Here is a 23,000-nt window from a genome sequence, read left to right on the forward strand (position 1 = left end):
TATGTTTTGCATCACCCACGTTTAACCCTCGGGCGCGGCATGCCACGCCCCTACGCCATCCTCCAGTCGCAAGAAATGAAAAACCCCGCCAGAGAGCGAGGTTTCCGTAGTGGCCGGGCATGCCCGGCCTAGGGTTAAAACATGCGTAAGATGCGTTTAACCGATAGACATCAGGCTGGCGTTGCCGCCTGCTGCTGCGGTGTTCACGCTGAGTGAGCGTTCGACCAACAGGCGTTCCAACAGAATATTGGTTTCGCCATGCGCGAAGCCTTGTACCGAGACGATGGCGCCACCGCGCAGCGCCATTTGTTCGCACAGGGTACGCAACTGGTCGGCATCACCGTGGTAGATTGCGGCGTCGAATATCACTTTGTCGTTCTGCCACTCTTTACTGAAGCTGATGCGGGCCTGTACTTCGGTTGGCAAACGGCGATACAGGGTTCGTTGCAATTGTGTATCAGCCCACAGCACTTGGCTGCCAACCGCCAACACCGCCGCCAGTTGGGTCAAGGTGTCGGCTTCATTGTCCGCCAAACACAGTACCCGCTCACGCGGTAGCAGAGCATAGGTGTTGCGCTCGCCGGTAGGGCCTGGCAACGGGCGAACGGTTCCGCCTTGGCCAAGCTCGGCATAGCGCTGTGCCAGCGTCGCCAGATCGCGCAGGTTTTCCGCTATCGCCCATTTCTCTAATGCCTGATGCGGCATTAACAAGGCGGGGCGAGCGGTGGCTTCAAGTGGACGCTCGACATCTTGACGGCTCAATGTACGTTGTACCGCATCATCTGGCCGATGTGTCAGCAAACGGTACAAATACAGCGGGCCGCCCGCTTTGGGGCCGGTGCCAGACAGGCCTTCGCCGCCAAAGGGCTGAACCCCAACGACCGCGCCAACCATATTGCGGTTAACGTAAAGGTTGCCGACTTGGGCGCGCTGCGTCACACGTGCGATGGTTTCATCAATACGCGTATGAATACCGAGTGTCAGACCATAACCGGCTGCGTTGATTTGATCGACCAACGCTTCCAGGTTGGCGCGTTTGTAGCGTACGACGTGCAGAACCGGGCCAAAGATCTCCTTTTTCAGTTCGTCAAAGCTGTCTAGCTCGATCAGCGTTGGCTTAATGAAGGTGCCGCGCGACCACTCTTTTTCATCCTGCGCGTTGCTCTGTGCGGTCTGGTAAACTTTGCGCCCCTTGGCGCGCATCGCCTGAATATGGCGCTCGATACCGGTTTTGGCATCGGCATCAATCACCGGACCAATGTCGGTTGACAGGCGCTCCGGGTTGCCCATGCGGCACTCGGCCATCGCCCCGCGCAGCATTTGCAAGGTGTGTTCTGCGACATCATCCTGAATACACAAGATACGTAAAGCGGAACAACGTTGCCCGGCGCTGTCGAAAGCGGAGGCGACCACGTCGGTGACCACCTGCTCAGTCAGAGCTGAGGAGTCAACGATCATCGCGTTTAGCCCGCCCGTTTCGGCAATCAGCGGGGTTGGGCGACCCTGCGGGTCTAAACGGCCGGCGATGCTACGCTGCAAAATGCCCGCCACGTCGGTGGAACCGGTGAACATCACGCCGCGAACGCGCTCGTCGTTAACCAGTGTGGCACCCACCGATTCGCCTTGCCCCGGCAGTAATTGCAATACGCCTTGTGGAATACCGGCTTCAAGCAGGATCCGTACCGCCTCTGCAGCTACTAGCGGCGTTTGTTCCGCCGGTTTTGCCAGCACGCTGTTACCTGCCGCCAGCGCGGCGGCAATTTGCCCGGTAAAGATGGCTAACGGGAAGTTCCACGGGCTGATACACACCACCGGGCCGAGTGGGCGGTGGCTATCATTGGCGAAGTCGTCGCGTACTTGCCCGGCATAATAATTTAAGAAATCAACTGCTTCGCGTACTTCTGCGATGGCATTGTTGAAGGTTTTACCCGCCTCACGCACCAGAATACCCAACAGGTTTTGTAACTGGCCCTCCATGAGTTCGGCCGCACGCTCAAGAACGGCGGCGCGCTCTTCGGGCGGTGTGGCGAACCAGATAGGGCCTGCGGCCGCAGCGGCGTCCAGTGCTCGGCTGACTTCACCTTCGGTTGCTTCACGCACATAGCCGACAATGTCGTTGGGTTCGGCAGGGTTGATAATGGGTTGTTCGACGCCGCTATCCGTTTCTGCATCGATAATCGGTTCGGCGCGCCATTGCTGTACGGCGCTGGTGAGCAGGGCGCTGGACAGCGAGGCTAAACGCTGTTCATTCGACAGATCCAGACCGCTGGAGTTGACGCGTTTATTACCGTAAAGGTCGCGTGGCAACGGAATACGCGGATGAGGTAGGCCGAGTTCACCTTCGGCAGCGGCTAAGGCTTCGACGGCTTTTACCGGATCGGCCACCAGGTCGTCAAGGGAGAGGGTGGCATCGGCAATGCGGTTGACGAATGAGGTGTTGGCACCGTTTTCCAACAGGCGGCGTACCAGATAGGCCAGTAACGTTTCGTGGGTTCCTACCGGGGCATAAACCCGGCATGGGCGGTTGAGTTTGCCGTCTGCGACTTTACCGACGACCTGTTCGTACAGCGGTTCCCCCATGCCGTGCAGGCATTGGAACTCGTACTGGCCAGGGTAATAGTTATTCCCTGCCATATGATAAATGGCGCTCAGCGTATGGGCGTTATGGGTGGCGAATTGCGGGTAAATCAGATTCGGCACCGACAGCAGTTTTCGCGCGCAGGCCAGATAAGAGACATCGGTATACACCTTGCGGGTATAAACCGGATATCCCTCCAGTCCGTCAACCTGAGCACGTTTGATTTCGCTATCCCAGTAAGCGCCTTTTACCAGCCGGATCATCAGGCGGCGGCGGCTGCGCTGTGCGATATCGATCACCGCATCAATCACGAAAGGACAACGTTTTTGATAAGCCTGAATCACAAAGCCGATACCGTTCCAGCCCGCGAGCTGCGGTTCGAAACACAACTTTTCCAGCAAATCGAGTGAGATTTCCAGGCGATCCGCTTCTTCTGCGTCAATATTGATGCCGATATCGTACTGACGCGCTTGTAGCGTCAAGGTCAATAGGCGCGGGTACAACTCTTCCATTACCCGTTCATACTGGGCGCGGCTGTAGCGGGGGTGGAGAGCCGAAAGTTTGATCGAAATGCCGGGGCCTTCATAGATGCCGCGTCCGTTCGATGCTTTACCGATGGCGTGAATCGCCTGCTGATAGGAAACCAGATACGCTTGCGCATCGGCTTCGGTGAGCGCAGCTTCGCCCAACATATCGTAAGAGTAGCTGAAACCTTTGTCTTCCAGCTTACGGGCGTTAGCCAACGCTTCGGCGATGGTTTCGCCGGTGACAAACTGTTCGCCCATCAGACGCATGGCCATATCCACGCCTTTGCGGATTAATGGCTCGCCGCTCTTGCCGATAATACGGTTCAGCGAGCGTGACAGGTTAGCTTCGTTATGAGTAGAGACCAGCTTGCCGGTAAACAGTAATCCCCAAGTCGCCGCGTTAACGAATAACGATGGGCTGCGGCCAAGGTGCGAATGCCAGTTGCCATTACTGATCTTGTCACGAATCAGCGCATCACGGGTTGGTTTGTCCGGGATACGCAGCAGGGCTTCGGCCAGGCACATCAGCGCCACGCCTTCTTGTGACGACAGCGAAAACTCTTGCAGCAGGCCTTGCACCATGCCGGCGCGCCCGTGTGCACTTTTTTGGTTTCTCAGCTTCTCGGCAATGCGGTAGGCCAGCTTATGGGTGGCTTGCGCAAGGTCGTCGGGTAAGCGTGCTTGTTCAAGTAATACCGGCACCGTTTCCGTCTCTGGACGGCGATAGGCGGCGGTGATGGCGGCACGGTTCACCGATTGGGGTAAAACTTGCTCGGCAAAGTCGAGGAACGGCTGATGTGATTCTTCCTGTGGTTGCGGCACCTCGTCGGTATCATTGAGGTTTGAGCCTGCTACGGCTGGAATTTCAGGCAGATCGGCGCCGTTCTCAAGGCATTCCAGATAATTAAAAATAGCTTGTTTGATTAACCAGTGTGGTGTGCGGTCAATACGCTGTGCCGCGCTTTTAATTCGCTCGCGCGTTGCTTCGTCAAGTTTCACGCCCATTGTGGTAGTGCCCATGCCAATCCAACTCCTGTTTAGCCAGAACCTATCCCATCAGGCTATTCCATTATTGGGCCACTTTAGCCTGCTGGGATAGGTTCGTGAGATGTGTGTGGTTTGTCTTGAATGCCGACAATATCCTGCATGTTGCAACTTTGTGCAACCTTGTTAAATCAGGCCGATTTCCGAACTGTGAGTCAACTCGATTTTTTAACATGATGAGGCGGCATGGTTCTTGCTCTGCCTAAGGGAAAGAATTGTGCAACCGCGGATAACCTTATGGCTACTGCGGATATTCATCGGTGCAACCGCGCTGACTGAAAAACGTGCAACCGATCGAGCAATTAAATGTGACGTAGGGTGAACTTTGTGTAACTTTGTTGTTAAAAATGTTGTTGATTTAGGAAAGAGTCATCTAGGATAGCCAACGGTTTTATATTACCAGGCCGCAACACATTTAACCGCAGTACCTGCGCAATCCGCCTCGTTCCGGTGGTTTGACAAGAAAGACATCGCGATTCTGTACCGGAAGACAGGGTACAGGCGAATAATAACGAAAGAGTGGAGAGTGGAATGACAATAAGCACACCTATGCTGGTGACCTTCCTGGTGTATATTTTCGGGACGGTGCTGATCGGCTTGCTTGCCTACCGGGCAACGAAAAACTTTGATGATTACATTCTTGGTGGGCGAAAACTAGGCAGTGTGGTGACTGCGTTGTCTGCCGGCGCCTCCGACATGAGTGGCTGGTTGCTGATGGGTTTACCCGGCGCTATTTATCTGTCGGGGATTTCCGAGAGCTGGATCGCCATTGGCCTGACCATCGGTGCCTATCTTAACTGGAAGCTGGTGGCGGGGCGTCTACGCGTGCACACCGAAGCCAACAATAATGCGCTGACGCTGCCAGATTATTTCACCAGCCGCTTTGAAGATAACAGCAAGCTACTGCGGGTGATCTCGGCCATTGTGATCTTAGTGTTCTTCACTATCTATTGTGCATCCGGCATTGTCGCTGGGGCGCGCCTGTTTGAAAGCACCTTTGGCATGAGTTACGGCACTGCGTTGTGGGCCGGCGCCGCCGCGACCATTCTGTATACTTTCATCGGTGGGTTCCTGGCGGTCAGTTGGACCGATACCGTACAGGCCAGTCTGATGTTCTTTGCGCTAATTTTAACGCCGGTGTTCGTGATCTTGGCGGTTGGCGGGATTGATACTTCATTCTTGGCGATTGAGGCTAACAACCCTGCCAATGTGGACATGTTTAAGGGGCTGAATCTGGTCGCCATTCTGTCACTGTTGGGATGGGGATTGGGTTACTTTGGTCAGCCGCATATTCTGGCGCGTTTTATGGCGGCAGACTCACACCGCACCATTCGTAGCGCACGCCGTATCAGTATGGCGTGGATGACGCTGTGCCTGCTCGGCACCGTCGCCGTGGGCTTCTTCGGGATTGCCTACTTTACCGATAACCCGGATCAGGCCGCCGGTGTCTCACAAAACAGCGAGCGGGTGTTCATCGAGTTAGCGGTGATTTTGTTTAACCCGTGGGTGGCCGGTGTGTTGATGTCGGCGATTTTGGCGGCGGTAATGAGTACCCTGAGTTGCCAATTGCTGGTGTGCTCCAGCGCCATTACCGAAGATCTTTACAAAGCGTTCTTGCGTAAAGAGGCCAGCCAACGCGAGTTGGTATGGGTTGGGCGCCTCATGGTGTTGGTGGTAGCGCTGATCGCTATCGCACTGGCTGCCGATCCTGACAACCGTGTATTGGGTCTGGTGAGCTATGCTTGGGCTGGGTTTGGCGCGGCGTTTGGCCCGGTGGTTCTGATTTCGGTCATGTGGTCGCGGATGACCCGTAATGGCGCGTTAGCCGGTATGCTGGTGGGCGCGGTGACGGTCATCGTCTGGAAACAGTACGCTTGGCTGGATCTGTATGAAATTATCCCTGGCTTCCTGTTTGCCAGCCTCGCCATTGTGTTGGTCAGCCTGATGGGGCGTGCGCCTTCTGCCACCATGACCGAGCGTTTCGACAAAGCTGAAGCAGAATTCAAAACGGTTTAATCTCCGGTGACGCATATCAGACGGGGCTGGCATGCCCGGCCCCCGTTTAGCAGGCGGAGAGTGACGTCATAATCATGATGAACGGCTTCCTTTGGGGGGCCGTTTTTTGTATCGGCAGTCGGCTTATCCCACGCGGTATCCTGCCGATTCAAACGCGCCATCGGCACGGCTTTTGCAAGTACGGCTTAAGTCTTGCTATCTGGAAGCCGCATCATGAGTCGCAACGTCGTTTTCCCACCCAGCGCCAGCCATTTTCTGCTGGCATCAAAACGCGGTGAAATTACCGAGCTGCAACAGTTGCTGCAAATGGGGCAATTGGTGGGGTGCGTCAGCCAACTGATCCACCTCTTACAACGTGAGCGCGGCACGGTGAATCTTTTTTTGTGCTCCAACGGCGCGCTGTTTGGTGAACAGTTGGCGGCACGCGCGCGTGATGTGCAACAGGCCGAATTGGCGGTACAACGGCAATTGGCTCCGTTGGATACGGCCAGTGCGCCGTTAGCCAGTGCCAGCCGCCTACTCAGCCGTATCGCCTGTGCTCTGCATCATCTTACCCAGTTGTCGCCCCTGCGCCGCCAGACCCAACAGCGGCAAATTTCCCCGTCGCAGGCCATGAATACTTTTAACGATATTATTCGCAGCTTGCTGGCGTTGGTGTTTGAAACGGCGGAGGCCTGTGTCGATCCGCTGATTGCGCGTCGGCTGATCGCGATGTTCAGTTTTATGCAAGGCAAAGAATTGGCCGGGCAGGAGCGGGCGATTGGCGCCGTCGGTTTTGCTACGCAGTGTTTCAGCGACGACGCGCGCCAACAATTATTGCAGTTAATCGAAGGGCAAGACCGTTGCTTCCAATGTTTTAGCGAGTTTGCCGATCCGCTGTCGTTAGCACAATGGCAGCGTCTGTGCGATCGCGACGATCGCGAATTCGAACGGCTACGGCGCATTGCCTGTACCCAGCAACAGCCGACCGACGGCAACGACACCAGTCTGTTTTGGTTTGACCTTACCACTGCCCGCATTGACCTGATGAAGCATATTGAAGATCGGCTGGCGGCGGCGGTGATGGTGGCGTGTCGAGATAGCCTGGACGCGGCTAAAACGGCGTTGGCACAAACGGACATGGCGTGGCCAACTGCGGAAGGCGCCGCGTTGACGCAGGGTTATGCGGTATTTGTCGCGACGCCGCAGGACATGGGCACCCCGTTGCCCGGTGATAGTATCAATCCGCATTTGGGGCGCGCCATGATCGACATGCTGCAACAGCAGTCGCAGCGGCTGCAAGCGTTGTCGGCAGAGTTGGCGGCCACCCGGGCCACGCTTGAGGAACGACGCGACATTGAACGCGCTAAACATCTGCTGATTCAGCACCGTGGGATGACCGAACCGCGTGCACATCAATTGTTGCGTAAAATGGCGATGGATCAGAATAAGCGTATGGTGGACATCGCCCGCGCCATGTTGTCGGTGGCGGATATTTTGCCGGGGAATTAGCCTTACCTCTTTAGACGTATATGCACACCGTCAGTGCAAGTAATGCGTCTCGGTTGTGCAGCGACGTGCTGTGGTGCGGCTCTAAAGAGGCAATTCGCGGCATTATCCGGCATTTACCAACCTGGCACGTAAGCTGCATTGGTTTAGCGTGTAAACGTAAAAAGAGCACTGGGCCAATGGCGGTTCAGTCAGTAGCAATGTAACTCAGGGTCCACGCCTTGGGTTAGGTGGATAAAGGCGTCCTTTCAGCATGTTCTCCTTATGGGGGAGTCTGTTGAACGGGCGCTTTTTTTGTTTTTGCTCCCCAATAAGGATTTGCTGATGACGCACACCAAACAGTCTGGGTTGACCCTGTCGCGCCGCCGTTTTTTGCTGGGTAGCGCGGCGTTGGGCGGCGGTATGATGCTGCCGGGGATGATGAATGCCGCGTGGGCCGCGGGTTCTGACGCGCCGGAGAAAAAGGAACTTCGCGTCGGTTTTATTCCGCTGACCGACTGCGCCTCGGTGGTGATGGCGGCGGTGAAAAAGTTCGATGAAAAATATGGCATCAAAATCATTCCCAGCAAGGAAGCCAGTTGGGCGGCGATGCGCGACAAACTGTTGTCCGGTGAGCTGGACGCAGCGCATGTGTTGTACGGCATGATTTATGGTCTGCAACTTGGCGTCGCCGGGCCGCAACGCGATATGGCAGTGTTGATGACCATCAACAACAATGGGCAGGCGATCACCTTATCCAATCAATTTAAACGGGCAGGGGTAACGGATGCCGCCGCATTAAAACAACACATCGATGCCAGTGCGAAAGGAACCTATACCTTCGCGCAAACCTTCCCGACCGGCACCCACGCGATGTGGCTCTATTACTGGCTGGCTAACGCCGGTATCCACCCGTTTGATGACATTCGCAACGTGGTTGTTCCGCCGCCGCAGATGGTGATGAACATGAAGATCGGCAATATGAGTGGCTTCTGCGTCGGCGAACCGTGGAACCAGCGTGCGATTGCCGAAAATATTGGCTTTACCGCCGTTACCTCACAACAAATCTGGCCGGATCACCCGGAGAAAGTGTTGGGCACCACCGGGTCTTGGGTTAGCGCCCATCCGAACAGTGCGCGGGCGTTGACCGCCGCCGTGCTGGATGCCGCACGCTGGATCGACAGTTCCGCGGCCAACCGTGAGGAAACGGCACAGGTGGTGGCCGGGCGGGCTTATATCAATACCAAACCGGCGATCATCACCGGCCGTATGCTGGGCAACTATGAAAACGGTTTGGGTAACACTTGGCAGGATGCCCACGCCATGCGCTTTTTCCACGATGGCGAAGTCAGTTTCCCGTATTTGTCTGATGGCATGTGGTTCTTGACGCAGCAACAACGTTGGGGGCTGCTGCCTGCCGAGCCGGATTATCTGGCGGTGGCGAAACAGATCAACCGTATCGATATCTACCGTCAGGCGGCGACCGCCGTCGGCGGCGTCAATTTGCCGGCGAGCGACATGCGCGCCAGCACCCTGATTGATGGCAAACGCTGGGACGGAAGCAATCCGGCGGAGTATGCCAACAGTTTCACGGTTAAACGTTGAGAGGTAGGTAATGAAGAATCTGGCTGAACGCATCGAACCGACAGCGCCGGTAGGCGCCAAAATTGTGCCGCTGAAAGAGACGAAAGACGACGCACCCGCGGTCATAAGCTCGGCTAGCCCATCGCGCGGCGAACGACCGTGGCGGCAGGCCTTGCACCGCCTGATACCGGTGGGGCTGGGCGTGGTGCTCACGCTGATGGTGTGGCAGATTGCCGCGCTTAATAGTGACGGCTTCCCGACGCCGTTGGCTACCTGGCAGGCGGCGCTGACGCTGTTTGCCGATCCTTTTTACTCCGCCGGTCCAAACGACCAAGGGATTGGCTGGAATGTGTTGGCGTCACTCCAGCGCGTGGCGATCGGTTTCGGTTTAGCAGCATTGGTGGGCATTCCTGCGGGTTTTTTGCTTGGCCGATTTAGCTTTCTGGCGCATATGCTGAACCCGATTATTTCCCTGCTGCGTCCGGTTAGCCCATTGGCTTGGCTACCGATTGGCTTATTGCTGTTTCAGCGTGCCGAACCGGCGTCTACCTGGACCATCTTTATCTGCGCCATCTGGCCGATGATCCTCAATACCGCAGAAGGTGTGACGCGTATCCCACAGGATTATCTCAATGTGGCGCGGGTATTGAAACTGTCGGAATGGACGGTAATGCGCAAGATCCTCTTCCCCGCGGTACTGCCTTATATGTTGACCGGCGTGCGTTTGTCGATTGGCATTGCCTGGCTGGTGATTGTGGCCGCGGAAATGCTGACCGGCGGCGTCGGTATCGGTTTTTGGATCTGGAATGAGTGGGACAACCTCAACGTCGAAAACATCATTATCGCCATTATTGTGATTGGCGTGGTCGGGCTGCTGTTGGAGCAGGGGTTGATGTTGTTAGCAAAACGTTTCAGTTATCAGCGTCATTAAGGAGCACGCCATGAAACCGATTATTCAGGTGCAAAATGTTAGCCAGCGTTTTAACACGCCACAAGGGGAGTTCATCGCGTTGCAACAGGTGAGCTTTGATATTCAACCCGGAGAAACCGTCAGCCTGATCGGCCATTCCGGCTGCGGTAAATCAACACTGCTGAATCTGATCGCCGGTTTGACACAGCCGAGCGACGGCGTACTGCTGTGCGACAACCAACAGATTGCCGGCCCTGGCCCCGATCGCGGCGTGGTATTCCAGAATCACTCGTTGTTGCCGTGGTTGACCTGCTTTGAAAACGTGGCGTTAGCGGTGAATCAGGTGTTCCGGCAGCAGATGAGCCACCGCGAAATGCAGGAATGGATCGAGCACAACCTGGCGTTGGTGCACATGAGCCATGCGCTGCACAAGCGGCCGCATGAGATTTCCGGCGGGATGAAACAGCGCGTCGGCATCGCCCGCGCACTATCCATAAAACCGAAAGTGTTGCTGATGGATGAGCCTTTCGGCGCGCTGGATGCCTTAACCCGCGCGCACTTGCAGGATGCGGTAATGGAAATACAACAGCGGTTGCACACCACCATTGTGCTGATCACCCATGACGTGGACGAAGCGGTGTTGCTGTCCGATCGCGTGATGATGATGACCAACGGCCCGGCGGCCACCGTGGGTGAAATAGTGGCCGTTGACCTCAAGCGGCCACGTTCGCGCGTCGAGTTGGCCGACGATCCGGCGTATCACCATTACCGCCAGCAAGTGTTGAAATTCTTATACGAAAAGCAGGCAAAAGCGGCGTAGTAGGCAGCAATTGGGGTGAAACATGACGCAACAACGATTGGTGGTGATCGGTAATGGCATGGCGGGTATGCGGCTAGTGGAGACGCTGTGTCAACTCGCGCCGCAGCGCTATGCCATCACGGTGATAGGTGCGGAGCCGCGGGGTAACTACAACCGCATTTTGCTGTCGCCGGTGTTGGCCGGGGAGAAAACTTTCACTGACACCGTACTGCACCCGCCGCAGTGGTATACCGACCACGCGGTGCAATTGCTGGCTGGGGAACCGGCGTTGGCGGTCGATTGCCGTGCGAAGCAGGTTATCACTGCGCAACGTCGGGTGGCCTATGACCTGCTGGTGTTTGCCACCGGTTCACGCCCGTGGATGCCGCCAACGCCGGGGATTACCTTACCGGCGATTTATGGTTTTCGCACCCTGGACGATGTGCAAGCGATGCTGAGCCACTGCCGTGCCGGCGCGCGGGCGCTGGTGGTCGGCGGCGGCGTGTTGGGTATTGAGGCCGCTGCGGCGCTGACCGCATGCGCCATCCCCACCGCTGTGGTTCATCGCGGGGAGCATCTAATGGAGCGTCAATTGGATGCCACAGCGGCAGCCATGCTGCAAAGCAATTTGACGGAACGCGGCATTGAGTGCCATTTGGCGTGTCAGGTGAGCGCTTTTCACGGTACGGAGCGGGTACAGGCTGCGACCTTGAGCCACGGCAAACGGCTGGCGTGCGATTTGGTGGTGATTGCCGCGGGGGTGGAGCCTGAAGTGCAATTGGCGCGCGAGGCTGGGCTGGCATGCCAGCGCGGCATCCTGATTGACGGTGAGATGCAAACCAGCGATCGCGCCGTGTTTGCCGTGGGTGAATGCACTCAGTTAGGTGAGGCCACGTTTGGGCTGGTGGCACCTTGCTGGCAGCAAGCGCAGTTGTTAGCGCAACGGTTAGCCGGGCAAGTCATCGCCCCTTTTCAACCCGCACCGGTCAATACGCGCTTGAAAGTCAGCGGGATCGACATGCTGTGCGCCGGTGATATTAGCGGTGACGACCGTGGCGAGGTGTATTACGCCGAGGATCGACCGGCACAACATTATCGTCGTCTGCGGGTACGCGACGGCCGTTTGCGCGGCGTCTTGCTGTATGGCGACGCCAGTGACAGTCAATTTTATTTACGGCAACTGGGCCAACCGGTCAACGATCCGGCGGCGCTGCTGTTCGGCCGTACCGAACCCGACACCGCCGTGGCGGTGAGTGAGAGGAGATCTGAAATGCACAAACCCGTTTTGCTGGTTGCCGGTCACGGTATGGTAGGTCACCATTTTCTGGAACAGTTAGTGGCGCGTGAGCTGCATCATCGCTATCACATTGTGGTGTTCGGCGAAGAGCCGGTGGCGGCCTATGATCGTGTGCATTTGTCGGCGTTTTTCTCCGGCCGCAGTGCTGCGTCACTGTCGATGGTTGAAGAGGGGTTCTTCGAGCGCAGCGGTATTGAATTACGACTCGGGCAAACGGTGTGTGCCATCGATCGTTCGCGCCGCTGTGTGATCGACGCGGACGGCCGTGAAACGCCTTATGACCAATTGGTGTTGGCGACCGGATCGTATCCGTTCGTTCCGCCGATCCCCGGCAATCAGCGGCCAGACTGTTTGGTGTATCGCACGTTGGACGACTTGGCGGCGATTGCCAAAAGCGCAGAAAACGCCCGGGTTGGCGTGGTGGTGGGGGGCGGGCTGCTGGGGCTGGAAGCGGCTAACGCCTTAAAGCAATTGGGATTGGATACCCACGTCGTCGAGTTTGCGCCGCGTTTAATGGGGGTACAACTGGATGAGGGCGGGGCGACCATGCTGCGCAAAAAAATTGAGGCGCTCGGGGTCAGCGTGCATACCGGCAAAGAAACCCGGGCGATCGAAGCGGGGCAGTTACACCGTCACCGCATGATTTTTGCTGAGGGTGAAGCGTTGGAAACGGATTTAATCCTTTTTTCTGCGGGGATTCGCCCGCGCGACCAACTGGCGCGCAGCGCCGAGCTGACGGTGGGGGCACGCGGCGGTATTGTGATTGATGATCAATGCCGTACCAGTGACGAAAACATCTTCGCGATTGGTGAATGCGCCTTGTGGCATGAGCAGATCTTTGGCCTGGTCGCGCCGGGCTATCAAATGGCACGCACCGTGGCCGACACCTTGGCAGGGATCGACAACGCGTTTAGCGGCGCGGATATGAGCACCAAACTGAAGCTGTTGGGCGTGGACGTCGCTTCGATTGGCGATGCGCACGGGAGTACGCCGGGCAGCCAAAGCTACAGTTGGGTGGATGGCCCGGCGGAGGTGTACAAAAAACTGGTGGTATCTGGCGATAGCACGCGCCTACTGGGGGCGGTATTGGTCGGTGACAGCAGCGATTACAGCACGCTGTTGCAGATGATGCTGAACGATCTGCCGTTGCCGTCCTCGCCGGAAAGCCTGATCCTGCCAACGTTGACCGGGGCAGCGCCAAAAGCATTGGGGGTTTCTGCCTTACCGGTCAGCGCCCAAATCTGTTCGTGTCACAATGTCAGCAAGGGGGACATCAACGATGCGGTAGCGCAAGGCTGTACAGATTTTGCGGCGGTGAAGGCTTGTACCAAGGCAGGCAGCGGCTGTGGTGGGTGCAGCGCATTGGTCAAGCAGGTGATGGAGCATGAATTGGCACAGCGCGGCGTCGAGGTGAAACCAGACGTTTGCGAGCATTTCGCCTATTCGCGTCAGGCGCTTTATCATTTGGTGCGTGTGGGCAACATCCGTACCTTCGGCGAGTTGCTGGAGAAACACGGTCACGGCCACGGTTGTGAGGTGTGCAAACCGCTGGTGGCGTCGATTCTGGCCTCGTGCTGGAATGAGTATCTGCTCAAACCGCAGCACTTGCCCTTGCAGGATACCAACGACCGTTTCTTCGCCAACATTCAAAAGGACGGTACCTATTCGGTGGTGCCGCGCGTGCCTGCCGGTGAAATCACCCCGGCCGGGTTGATTGCCATCGGTGAAATAGCGCAGCGCTATCAACTGTATACCAAAATTACCGGTGGTCAACGGGTGGACATGTTTGGCGCTCGCCTTGAGCAACTCCCAGAGATCTGGCAGCAGTTAGTGGACGCCGGGTTTGAAACCGGCCATGCCTACGGTAAATCGCTGCGAACGGTGAAATCCTGCGTGGGATCGAGCTGGTGCCGTTACGGCGTGCAGGATTCTACCCGACTGGCGATTGAGCTTGAGCACCGTTACAAGGGGCTGCGATCGCCGCATAAAATTAAAATGGCGGTTTCAGGCTGTACGCGGGAATGTGCCGAAGCACAAAGTAAAGATGTCGGCGTGATTGCCACCGACAAAGGCTGGAATCTCTATCTGTGCGGGAATGGCGGCATGAAACCGCGTCACGCCGATCTGTTTGCCAGCGATCTGGATACCGAAACGCTGATCCGCACCGTTGATCGCTTCCTGATGTTTTACATTCGCACCGCCGATCGGCTGCAACGCACCAGCACTTGGATGGACAATCTTGAGGGCGGTCTGGATTATCTGCGCGAGGTGATCATCAACGATAGCCTGCATATTGCCGCCGAATTGGAAAGTGAGATGCAGGCGGTGGTGGCCAGTTATCAATGTGAGTGGCAAACCACGTTGGCCAGCCCGGCGCGTTTGCAGCAGTTCCGCGCTTTCGTTAACAGCGAACACCCGGATGAGGCAGTGGTATGGCAATCTGAGCGGGGGCAGCGTCGCCCTGCGGCAATCAATACGCAAGAATTACGGATCGAGACGCCGGTGGTCGGTTCTGGCTCGGCACAGTGGGAGGATATTTGCCGGCTGGATGATATTCCGGTGCACAGCGGTATTGCCGCCCGCATGCGCAGCGGCCAACAGATTGCCCTGTTTCATCTGCCCGGCAGCGGCGTTTATGCGCTGGCGAACCATGAACCGGGTAGCGGAGCCAACGTACTGGCGCGTGGATTAGTGGGTGACGTCGCCGGTGAACCGATTGTTATTTCTCCGCTGTATAAACAACGCTTCCGCCTGCGTGACGGCGCCAGTCTCGATGAGGCCGCTCTGCGCATCGCGGTTTGGCCGGTGCGGGTGGAGGACGGCCGCGTGCAGGTCTGCAATCAACCCGAACCGATAGCCAATGCGTTAGTTGAAACGGCGGGGGCGACATCATGAGCATGCCACATTGTACTACTTGCCCTTATTGCGGCGTCGGCTGCGGGGTGGCGGTCGAGCGGCAAAATGGGGGCATTAGCGTGAGCGGCGATGTGACCCATCCGGCTAATCAGGGGCGGTTGTGTGTGAAAGGCAGCGCATTGGCGGAAACCCTCGATCTGGACGGGCGGCTGCTCTCCCCGCAGGTTGACGGCCAAACCGTGAGCTGGCCGCAGGCGTTAGATACGGTGGCACAGCGTTTCAGCCAGATTATTCAGCAACATGGCCCGCAGGCGGTGGCGTTTTATGCCTCCGGCCAACTGTTGACCGAGGATTATTATGTCGCCAATAAGTTGATGAAAGGCTATATCGGCGCGGCCAATATCGATACTAACTCCCGGCTGTGCATGGCGTCGGCGGTGGTGGGGTACAAACGCGCCTTGGGTGGCGACGCCGTACCGTGCAGCTATCAGGATATTGATGCGGCGGATCTGGTGATCCTGTGCGGTTCGAATACCGCATGGGCGCACCCGGTGCTGTATCAGCGGATAGTTAACGCGCGCGCCCAGCGGCCGCAGATGAAGATCGTGGTGATTGACCCACGCGAAACCGCCACCTGCGACAGTGCCGATTTACATCTGCCTTTACGCCCCGGCAGCGATGCGGCATTGTTCAACGGTGCGCTGCATTGGCTGGAACAACAGCAGCAGTTAAATACGGATTTCTTACAACGGCATACCGACGGTGCTGCGGCCGCCCTAGAGGCTGCCGCGCCATGGTCGCCTGAACGTGTCGCAGAATTTTGCGCTTTGCCACTGAGTGCGGTGATGGCGTTCTACCGTTTATTGTCCACGACGGAAAACTGGCTGACGATGTACTCGATGGGCATCAATCAATCTTCTAGCGGCGCGGATAAATGCAGCGCCATTATTAATCTTCATCTGGCCACAGGGCGTATCGGCAAGCCCGGCTGCGGGCCCTTTTCGATTACCGGTCAGCCAAATGCTATGGGAGGGCGTGAGGTCGGCGGGCTGGCTAATCAATTAGCGGCGCATATGGGGTTCAACGCTGAAGATACCGATCGGCTACAGCGGTTTTGGGGCTCACCGCAGATGGCGCAGCAGCCGGGGCTCAATGCGGTGGATTTATTTCGCGCGTTGGCCGATGGACAAGTGAAAGCGGTGTGGATCATGGGCACCAATCCGGCGGTATCGATGCCGGACGCCGATGCGGTACGCCAAGCGCTAAAACACTGCCCGCTGGTGGTGATTTCTGATGTCATGGCCAACACCGATACCGCGGAGTTGGCACATATTCGTTTGCCAGCGCTGGCTTGGGGAGAAAAAGAGGGCAGCGTGACCAATTCCGAACGCTGTATTTCCCGGCAACGCGCGTTTCTCCCCGCGCCGGGGGAGGCCAAGGCCGACTGGTGGATTGTCTGCCAGGTCGCCGCCCGGATGGGATTTTCCGAGGCGTTTGCTTATCAACATCCGGCGGATATTTTCCGCGAGCATGCGGCCCTGTCAGGTTTTGAAAACCAGGGCACGCGTGCGTTTGATATTAGCGGGCTGGCACACTACGACCGGCAGCAATGGCGGCACATGCCGCCGATGCAGTGGCCGATCAATGCACAGCATCCGCAAGGTTGCCAGCGATTGTTCACCGATGGTCGTTTCTTGCATCCGAATGGCAGAGCACGGCTGTTACCCATTACGCCGCGCTTGCCGCGTAACGCGCCATCGCCGCAGTATCCGCTACTGCTAAATACCGGCCGTATCCGCGATCAGTGGCATACCATGACACGCACCGGCCGTACCGCACGGCTGATGCGCCACATTAGCGAGCCGTTTTGTGAGATTCATCCACAGGATGCCGCGCCCTTGGGGATTACGGATGGTCAGCTGGTACGGATCAGTTCGCCGTACGGTTGGATGATGGCGCGTGCGCAGCTCGTTACCGGGCAGCAGCGTGGTAGCCTGTTCGTCCCCATGCATTGGAATGCGCAATTTACGGCGCAAGGCCGGGTGGACTGCCTGATCCCAGCGGTGGTTGATGCCGATTCCGGCCAGCCCGAAAGCAAACATGCGCCGGTGCGCGTTAGCTGCTGGCACAGTCGCTGGCAGGCAGAGATTTTTTTGCGCCGTGGTGCTGCGCCGCCGCAGGGCGTGTATTGGAGCCGGGTCGCACAACGGGCGGTGACGCATTTGATCATGGCCGGGCAGCAGCCGATTGACGATTGGCTGGGCTGGCTACAACAGCATTTTGGCCTTGACGGCCTGACGCTGCAAACGGCGCACTTTTCTCAGCATGGGTTTCACCTCATTGGCTGGCGGCAGGGCGAAGTACATCTGGCGTTTTATAGCCGTCAGATGTCGCTGGCTTTAGAGCGAGAGGCGATACTATCGGCGTTTGATTGCCCCCCCGAGAGCGGTGCCCAGCGGTTAGCCTTGCTGGCTGGTCGCAGTGCGCCGGGGCAGATGGCCGAAGGGGCCACGGTGTGCAGCTGCGCTGGGGTGGGTGAAGCGCGTATTGCCGCTGCGATACAGCAAGGTTGCCACAGCACGGCGGCGCTGGGTGAGCGGTTGCAATGCGGCACCCACTGCGGCTCGTGCCTGCCTGAACTGAAAAAATTGCTGCAGCAACATGCGACACCGCGAGTAGCATAGCGAAAGATAACCCCGTCACGGCACGGAGGCCAAAAACGCTAATGACAGGCCACCCGCCAGCGCCAGATAGCTGCCGAAGGGTAACGGCGTTTGCCACGATGTTTGCCGTTGCAGATACAGCGGCAAGCCGATCAGCAGGGCGCACAGTGAAGCCAATAACAGTATCATCGGCACGATGTTCCACCCGCCCCAGGCCCCCAGCGCCGCCAACAGTTTGAAATCACCGTGGCCGATCCCTTGACGGCCGCGAACCAGGAGATAAATACGGTTAATGCCCCACAACAGCAGATAGCCACATATTGCGCCGCGCACGCTGTCAGCCAAGGGCACAAACGGCCAGTGCAGATTCACCCATAATCCGCCCCACAGGAGCGGTAACGTCAGGCTATCGGGTAACCATTGGTACAGATGATCGATAAAGGCCAACGCCGTCAGGATGATTGCCAGCGCCATCAACAGCAATAACTGCCCCGGTGGCGGGTGTGCCAGGCCGATGATGACCGCAGCGAAGGTGCAGGCGCCCGCTACCGCCGCGAAGGCGACCGGCGGTGATGAGGCTTGCGTCATTTGCCAACGCCACTGCATGAGTCGCTGCGCACGAAGAATTAACTGATAGGCCAGCCACGATGCGGGAACAATAGACAGCCACAGCAGCGGCAACCAAATGTCTTCCATGACGGGGATCCTCAAGCGGTGAAAGTGCTGAACATACGCGCTCGGATGGCGTTCGCCGAGCGGTTTGGCCGACGACTTGTCGTTATTGCTAACGGCTGCGCAAAATTGCGCAGGGTAGGCAGCGGCGTGATGTGTCGCTAACATCCCCGGCGTTGGCTTGATTTGGCGGGATATCAGGCCGTGTACGCCGCAGATTGAGGTTTATCTGATGGTTAAACGGGTGAGGTCGCGTACTCTGGCTAACCTATACCCTTTATACTTCAAGTTTCTTGGGGTTGGCTGCCTTGCTTCACCCTAGTCGCCTAGTTGGCTATGCTGCAAGGGGCTCATTCAGTTGCCGTCTACAAGCAACTCGAATTATCTTGGGTATATAGGGTGCGGTTTAGGGCAATCGGCCCGGCGAAATGCTCCGGAGCGCCGTTGTGCTATAGTGAGCGCAAGTTTGGTTGTCTGCCGCCAGGAGTGGCCGCAGCAAAAAGGTCGTCCGTCATGCCCTCTGGATGAGGTCATCGCGTCAGTCTGATGGCACAAGTTATTCGTATTATTCGCAGTTCATTTCCTGATAATCCCGTTAAAATCCCCAAACCGCGGCGCTGGGTCGTTGTGCTGTGGGCGTCACTGCTGGCTGCGCCATCGGCGTGGGCACAATCCCCTCCGGCACCAGACTCCGTGACGCATTCGATGCCCAGTGGTGTGCGCACGCAGCCTGATTTACCCGAGCTGGGCGGCAATGCGGCGGACGATCAAGCCCGTGAAAAAGAGTGGGCCACCATGGCTAAACAACTGGGCGAGCGTAATTTAAATCAGGTTTCTCGCCAGCAGGTATTCACCCGGGCAGAAAGCTATGTCATTGATCAGGCGACGTCTTTACTGCAACAGCAGGCGCAGGAACTGCTCTCGCCGTTAGGGACAGCTCAACTGTCGTTCACGGTCTCACCCGAGGGGGATTTCTCTGGGAGTCATGGGCAGCTCTTTAGCCCGCTGTATGATCTGGATGGCGTGCTGACCTATAGCCAACTGGGGTATTCGCAGCAAACTGACAGTGCATTAGCCAATATCGGCGTGGGGCAGCGTTGGATCGCGGGCGATTGGCTGCTGGGTTATAACACGGTGTTCGATCGTGATGTGGAAAACCAGCGTAACCGTGGCAGCATCGGTGCGGAGGCCTGGGGAAACTATCTGCGTTTTTCCGCCAACTATTACCATCCGTTGTCCGAGATGGCGCGGCAGCCAAGCGACGGCATTTTTCTCAGCCGCCCGGCGCGGGGCTATGACATCACGACTCAAGGTTATCTGCCTTTTTACCGTCAGTTAGGCGCCTCATTGCGCTTCGAGCAGTACCGTGGCGATAATGTTGACCTGTTCGGCAGCGGCAACAAGCAAGACGATCCCCGCGCGATGGCGCTTGGGCTTAGCTATACGCCGGTGCCGCTGGTGACACTCAAAGCGCAGCATAAGTTAGGGCAAGGCGGGGAAACGCAAGACTCCGTGGAGCTGGGGCTCAGTTATCGCCTAGGTGTGCCACTGGTGAAGCAAATCTCGTCGGAATATGTCGCTAAGGCGAAATCATTACGTGGTAGCCGCTACGATAACATTGAGCGCAAAAACCTACCGGTATTGGAATTTCGCCAGCGCAAAACCTTGCAGGTATTTTTGGCTACTCCGCCGTGGCAGCTGCAACCGGGGGAAACGTTACCGCTGGTCGTGGAGATTAAGGCCAGCAATAAAATCGCGCGCGTCAGTTGGCAGGGGGATACGCAGGCGCTTAGCCTGACGCCGCCGAAGAATAACCAAGATACGCGTGGCTGGAGCGTGATTATTCCTGCATGGGATAACGCGCCAGACGCCGATAACCGTTATCGGCTTTCGGTAACCGTAGAGGATGACAAGCAACAGCGCGTGACCTCTAACTGGATCACCTTGCAGGTCATGCCGCCGCTGTCATTAGAGGGCGCTGCTGCCGGTTTGTTCGCACCGCACACTTTGCCGCCACCGGCAGTGCCTGTCGCGACCGGGCCGTTGTTTGAAAACGGTAATCGCTAGCCATTTTTGCCTTGCAGTACCCAGACGGCGGCTTCGACGCGGGATTTCAGCTTCATCTTTTTCAGCAGATGTTTGACGTGTACTTTCACCGTGCTTTCGGTGATCATCAGCTTGCGCGCAATCAACTTGTTGGGCAACCCTTGGGCGATCAGTTTTAAGATATCGCGTTCGCGCGGCGTAAGTTGCTGAATATCCCGTTCGGCGGCCGGGCGGTTTTCCCGCAGGCTGGCGGCTAAAATAGGTGTTAGGGCGTCGCTGAGTACCATTTGTCCGGCGGCGGCCTGATGCAGTGCTTTGAGTAACGCTTCCGGCTCCATGTCTTTCAGCAAGTACCCGTCGGCTCCGCGTTTCAGCGCATTCACCACATCGTCTTCCTGATTTGAGACGCTGAAAACCACGATACGGCCGGAAAGGGCGGTTAAACGCAGGCGGTCGAGCGTTTCCAGACCGTTCATGCCCGGCATATTCAGATCGAGCAGGATCAAGTCGGGATCCCATTGTTCAGCCAGTTCGACCCCCTGTTCGCCATTGCTGGCTTCGGCGATCACCTGTAGCCGTGCGTCCATGCTAATCAATTGTTTGACGCCGTTGCGAAGCATCGGATGGTCGTCAATCAGTAATATGGTGGCGGCGTCTTCCGTCGTCATAATGTCTCCTTTATTCGGTTTAACGATTAATCGATGGCGTGATTATCTGGGCGGAATACGACCCGCACTTCAGTGCCGCCACCGCTGCGCGGTACGATGTCGCAGCGACCATGCAGGCTTTTGGCACGATCGCGCATAATGATCAGGCCGTAGTGATCGGGACGTTCACAGTTTTCGGGCAGGCCCCGACCGTTGTCGCTGACTGTTAAGGTCACTTCGCCTTGCAGGTTGGTCACCTGAATACCGACCTGGCTGGCTTGAGCATGTTTGTGAATGTTGCTCAGTGCTTCGCGGGCAATTTGCAGCAGGTGGATAGCCTGATAGGCGGGAACGGTGCGCGGCCCTAACTGATAATCCAGTTCAATGTTGATCCCCATGCGGGTGCTGAATTCCTGCACGGCCGATTGCAGCGCCGCCAGCAACCCCGGCTCACTTAGCCGCAAACGGAAGGTGGTTAACAGTTCGCGCAACTGGCGATAAGCGGTATTAAGCTCTTCTCGCATTTGTTGCACCAGCGTCAGGCTGGCCTCGGGCAAATCTTGGCTCTGCATTTGCAGGCAAGCGATCTGCATTTTCAGGCACGACAGCGACTGAGCGATCGAGTCATGCAGTTCGCGGGCGATGGCCGCACGCTCTTCCATCAACATCAACTGCTGTTGGTGATCGACCTGGCGTTCAATCGCCAGCACGCTGGTGAGTTGTTCTACCAGCATGTTCATCAACTGCTTGTGGTCATCCGTTAACGGTTTTGGGTTCTGCGCCATCAGCACGCCGTAATTACCCAGTTTATCGCTCAGGCTCCAACTTAATGAGGGGGAGTCGCGTTGCGGTTGCTCATTGTCATTCAGGCAGGCGCTGCACAACGGATTGTTGCAGTATTCAGGCCGCAATGGTTGATGGTTACTCAACTGCAAAAAGGTTTCTTGGCTGTTGTTTTCGTACAGCCGTAGCCGTATCGACCGCAGCGGCGTCAGGTGTTGTAACTGATTGAGAATTGGCGTGAGCCGGCTGCAGAGCGGCTCACTGGTATGCAACTGGCGGCTGGACTGATACAGAAAGCCCAGCAGTTGATTTTTCTGTTGCAGATCGGCCGTTTTGTCCGCTACGCGCTGTTCCAGCCCTTGGTACATGGCAGACAGTTCATCCGACATGGTGTTTAGCGCACCGCCGAGCGAGGCCATTTCGTCCTGATGCCCACGCTGGGCAAAACGTTGGCTGAAGTCACCGTGACCAACGGCGATCGCCATCGTTACCAGTTGACGCCACGGATGCAGCAAGCGGCGGCGCAGATAACAGATGGTGCCAATCAACATCAGTAGGGTCAGGGCGATAAATATCCACTGTACCAGCGTTACCAGCCATAAGCGGCGTTCGGTACGTTGGTCAATATCAGAAACCAGCGTATCCAACAGACGGACAAAATGGGCGACTTGGGGAGCGGCGTCTTCTGGCCGCTTGGCCTGACGCAGGTGGGGTTGCAGCGTTTGGTGCCAGTAAGCCCGCAGCGCTTGAAACTGTCCGGTTAGCCCTTCTTGTTCGACCGAGCGCTGTAAATCGCGGCTGTTTTCATCCGCATCCAGCTCACGAATCAACACCTCACTGTTGTCGTCGAGGGGCACCTGAGCCAATAAGCGATAGCTTTGCATGCGCAACGATCCGGCTTTATTTATGGCATGCGCGTTACCCTGTATGCTTTGTGACATCCAGGCCGAGGTGCTCATGCCTGCAATGCCCAACAGGCCAAGCAGTAACATCAACAAGGCAACCTGATTAACAATGGATAACGGAGCCAGTAACGGTTTCATAAAATGTGAATCCCTGACGGTGTGGCATGATGACAGCAAGAAACCAGAGAACGACAGCCAGTGGTTTC

General features: G+C 57.1%; 12 protein-coding genes. 8 read left to right on the top strand and 4 right to left on the bottom strand.

The window, feature by feature from the left end; genetic code table 11:
- Window positions 1-156: 156 nt before the first annotated feature.
- Complete coding sequence (gene putA / locus ACQKDS_RS05135; protein ID WP_399666524.1) at window positions 157-4,125, bottom strand: trifunctional transcriptional regulator/proline dehydrogenase/L-glutamate gamma-semialdehyde dehydrogenase; 3,969 nt, start codon at window positions 4,123-4,125, stop codon at window positions 157-159.
- Between the two features lie 555 nt (window positions 4,126-4,680).
- Here putA and putP point away from each other — a divergent pair.
- The 7 genes from putP (at window position 4,681) to ACQKDS_RS05170 (ending at window position 17,762) form a co-directional block, all read left to right on the top strand.
- Entirely contained in the window at window positions 4,681-6,165 is a 1,485-nt protein-coding gene (gene putP, locus ACQKDS_RS05140) for a sodium/proline symporter PutP (RefSeq protein WP_399666522.1), read from the top strand.
- Window positions 6,166-6,378: 213 nt separating this feature from the next.
- Window positions 6,379-7,656 (top strand): nitrate- and nitrite sensing domain-containing protein, encoded by a 1,278-nt coding sequence (locus tag ACQKDS_RS05145; RefSeq protein WP_399666519.1) that lies wholly within the window; start codon window positions 6,379-6,381, stop codon window positions 7,654-7,656.
- A gap of 321 nt (window positions 7,657-7,977) precedes the next feature.
- Complete coding sequence (locus ACQKDS_RS05150; protein ID WP_399666517.1) at window positions 7,978-9,237, top strand: CmpA/NrtA family ABC transporter substrate-binding protein; 1,260 nt, start codon at window positions 7,978-7,980, stop codon at window positions 9,235-9,237.
- A gap of 10 nt (window positions 9,238-9,247) precedes the next feature.
- A complete protein-coding gene (ntrB, locus tag ACQKDS_RS05155) occupies window positions 9,248-10,147 on the top strand; it encodes a nitrate ABC transporter permease (RefSeq protein ID WP_399666514.1) in 900 nt (299 codons plus the stop codon).
- Window positions 10,148-10,157: 10 nt separating this feature from the next.
- Complete coding sequence (locus tag ACQKDS_RS05160) at window positions 10,158-10,946, top strand: ABC transporter ATP-binding protein (RefSeq protein WP_399666512.1); 789 nt, start codon at window positions 10,158-10,160, stop codon at window positions 10,944-10,946.
- A gap of 22 nt (window positions 10,947-10,968) precedes the next feature.
- Window positions 10,969-15,117 carry a nitrite reductase large subunit NirB gene (gene nirB, locus ACQKDS_RS05165; protein WP_399666509.1) on the top strand — a complete coding sequence of 1,383 codons (4,149 nt, stop codon included), beginning with the start codon at window positions 10,969-10,971 and terminating at the stop codon, window positions 15,115-15,117.
- Complete coding sequence (locus tag ACQKDS_RS05170; RefSeq protein ID WP_399666506.1) at window positions 15,114-17,762, top strand: molybdopterin-dependent oxidoreductase; 2,649 nt, start codon at window positions 15,114-15,116, stop codon at window positions 17,760-17,762. Before nirB ends, ACQKDS_RS05170 begins: the two co-directional genes overlap by 4 nt.
- Window positions 17,763-17,777: 15 nt before the next feature.
- On the opposite strand, the gene ACQKDS_RS05175 is transcribed toward ACQKDS_RS05170, so the two are convergent.
- Window positions 17,778-18,437: a prepilin peptidase gene (locus ACQKDS_RS05175; protein WP_399666503.1), complete on the bottom strand. Its 660-nt coding sequence runs from the start codon at window positions 18,435-18,437 to the stop codon at window positions 17,778-17,780.
- 522 nt (window positions 18,438-18,959) lie between these two features.
- On the opposite strand from ACQKDS_RS05175, the gene ACQKDS_RS05180 reads away from it, so the two are divergent.
- Complete coding sequence (locus ACQKDS_RS05180) at window positions 18,960-20,480, top strand: YchO/YchP family invasin (RefSeq protein WP_399666500.1); 1,521 nt, start codon at window positions 18,960-18,962, stop codon at window positions 20,478-20,480.
- Here the strand turns inward: ACQKDS_RS05180 and narL are convergent.
- Both narL and narX read right to left on the bottom strand, forming a co-directional pair.
- On the bottom strand, window positions 20,477-21,127 hold the full coding sequence (gene narL / locus ACQKDS_RS05185) for a two-component system response regulator NarL (RefSeq protein ID WP_399666497.1): 651 nt from the start codon (window positions 21,125-21,127) through the stop codon (window positions 20,477-20,479). The two genes, ACQKDS_RS05180 and narL, sit on opposite strands and share 4 nt — an antisense overlap.
- A gap of 26 nt (window positions 21,128-21,153) precedes the next feature.
- Entirely contained in the window at window positions 21,154-22,932 is a 1,779-nt protein-coding gene (narX, locus tag ACQKDS_RS05190; RefSeq protein ID WP_399666494.1) for a nitrate/nitrite two-component system sensor histidine kinase NarX, read from the bottom strand.
- Window positions 22,933-23,000 lie beyond the last annotated feature (68 nt).

Source organism: Serratia sp. NPDC078593, assembly GCF_050268245.1.
GTDB lineage: Bacteria > Pseudomonadota > Gammaproteobacteria > Enterobacterales > Enterobacteriaceae > JBNNGK01.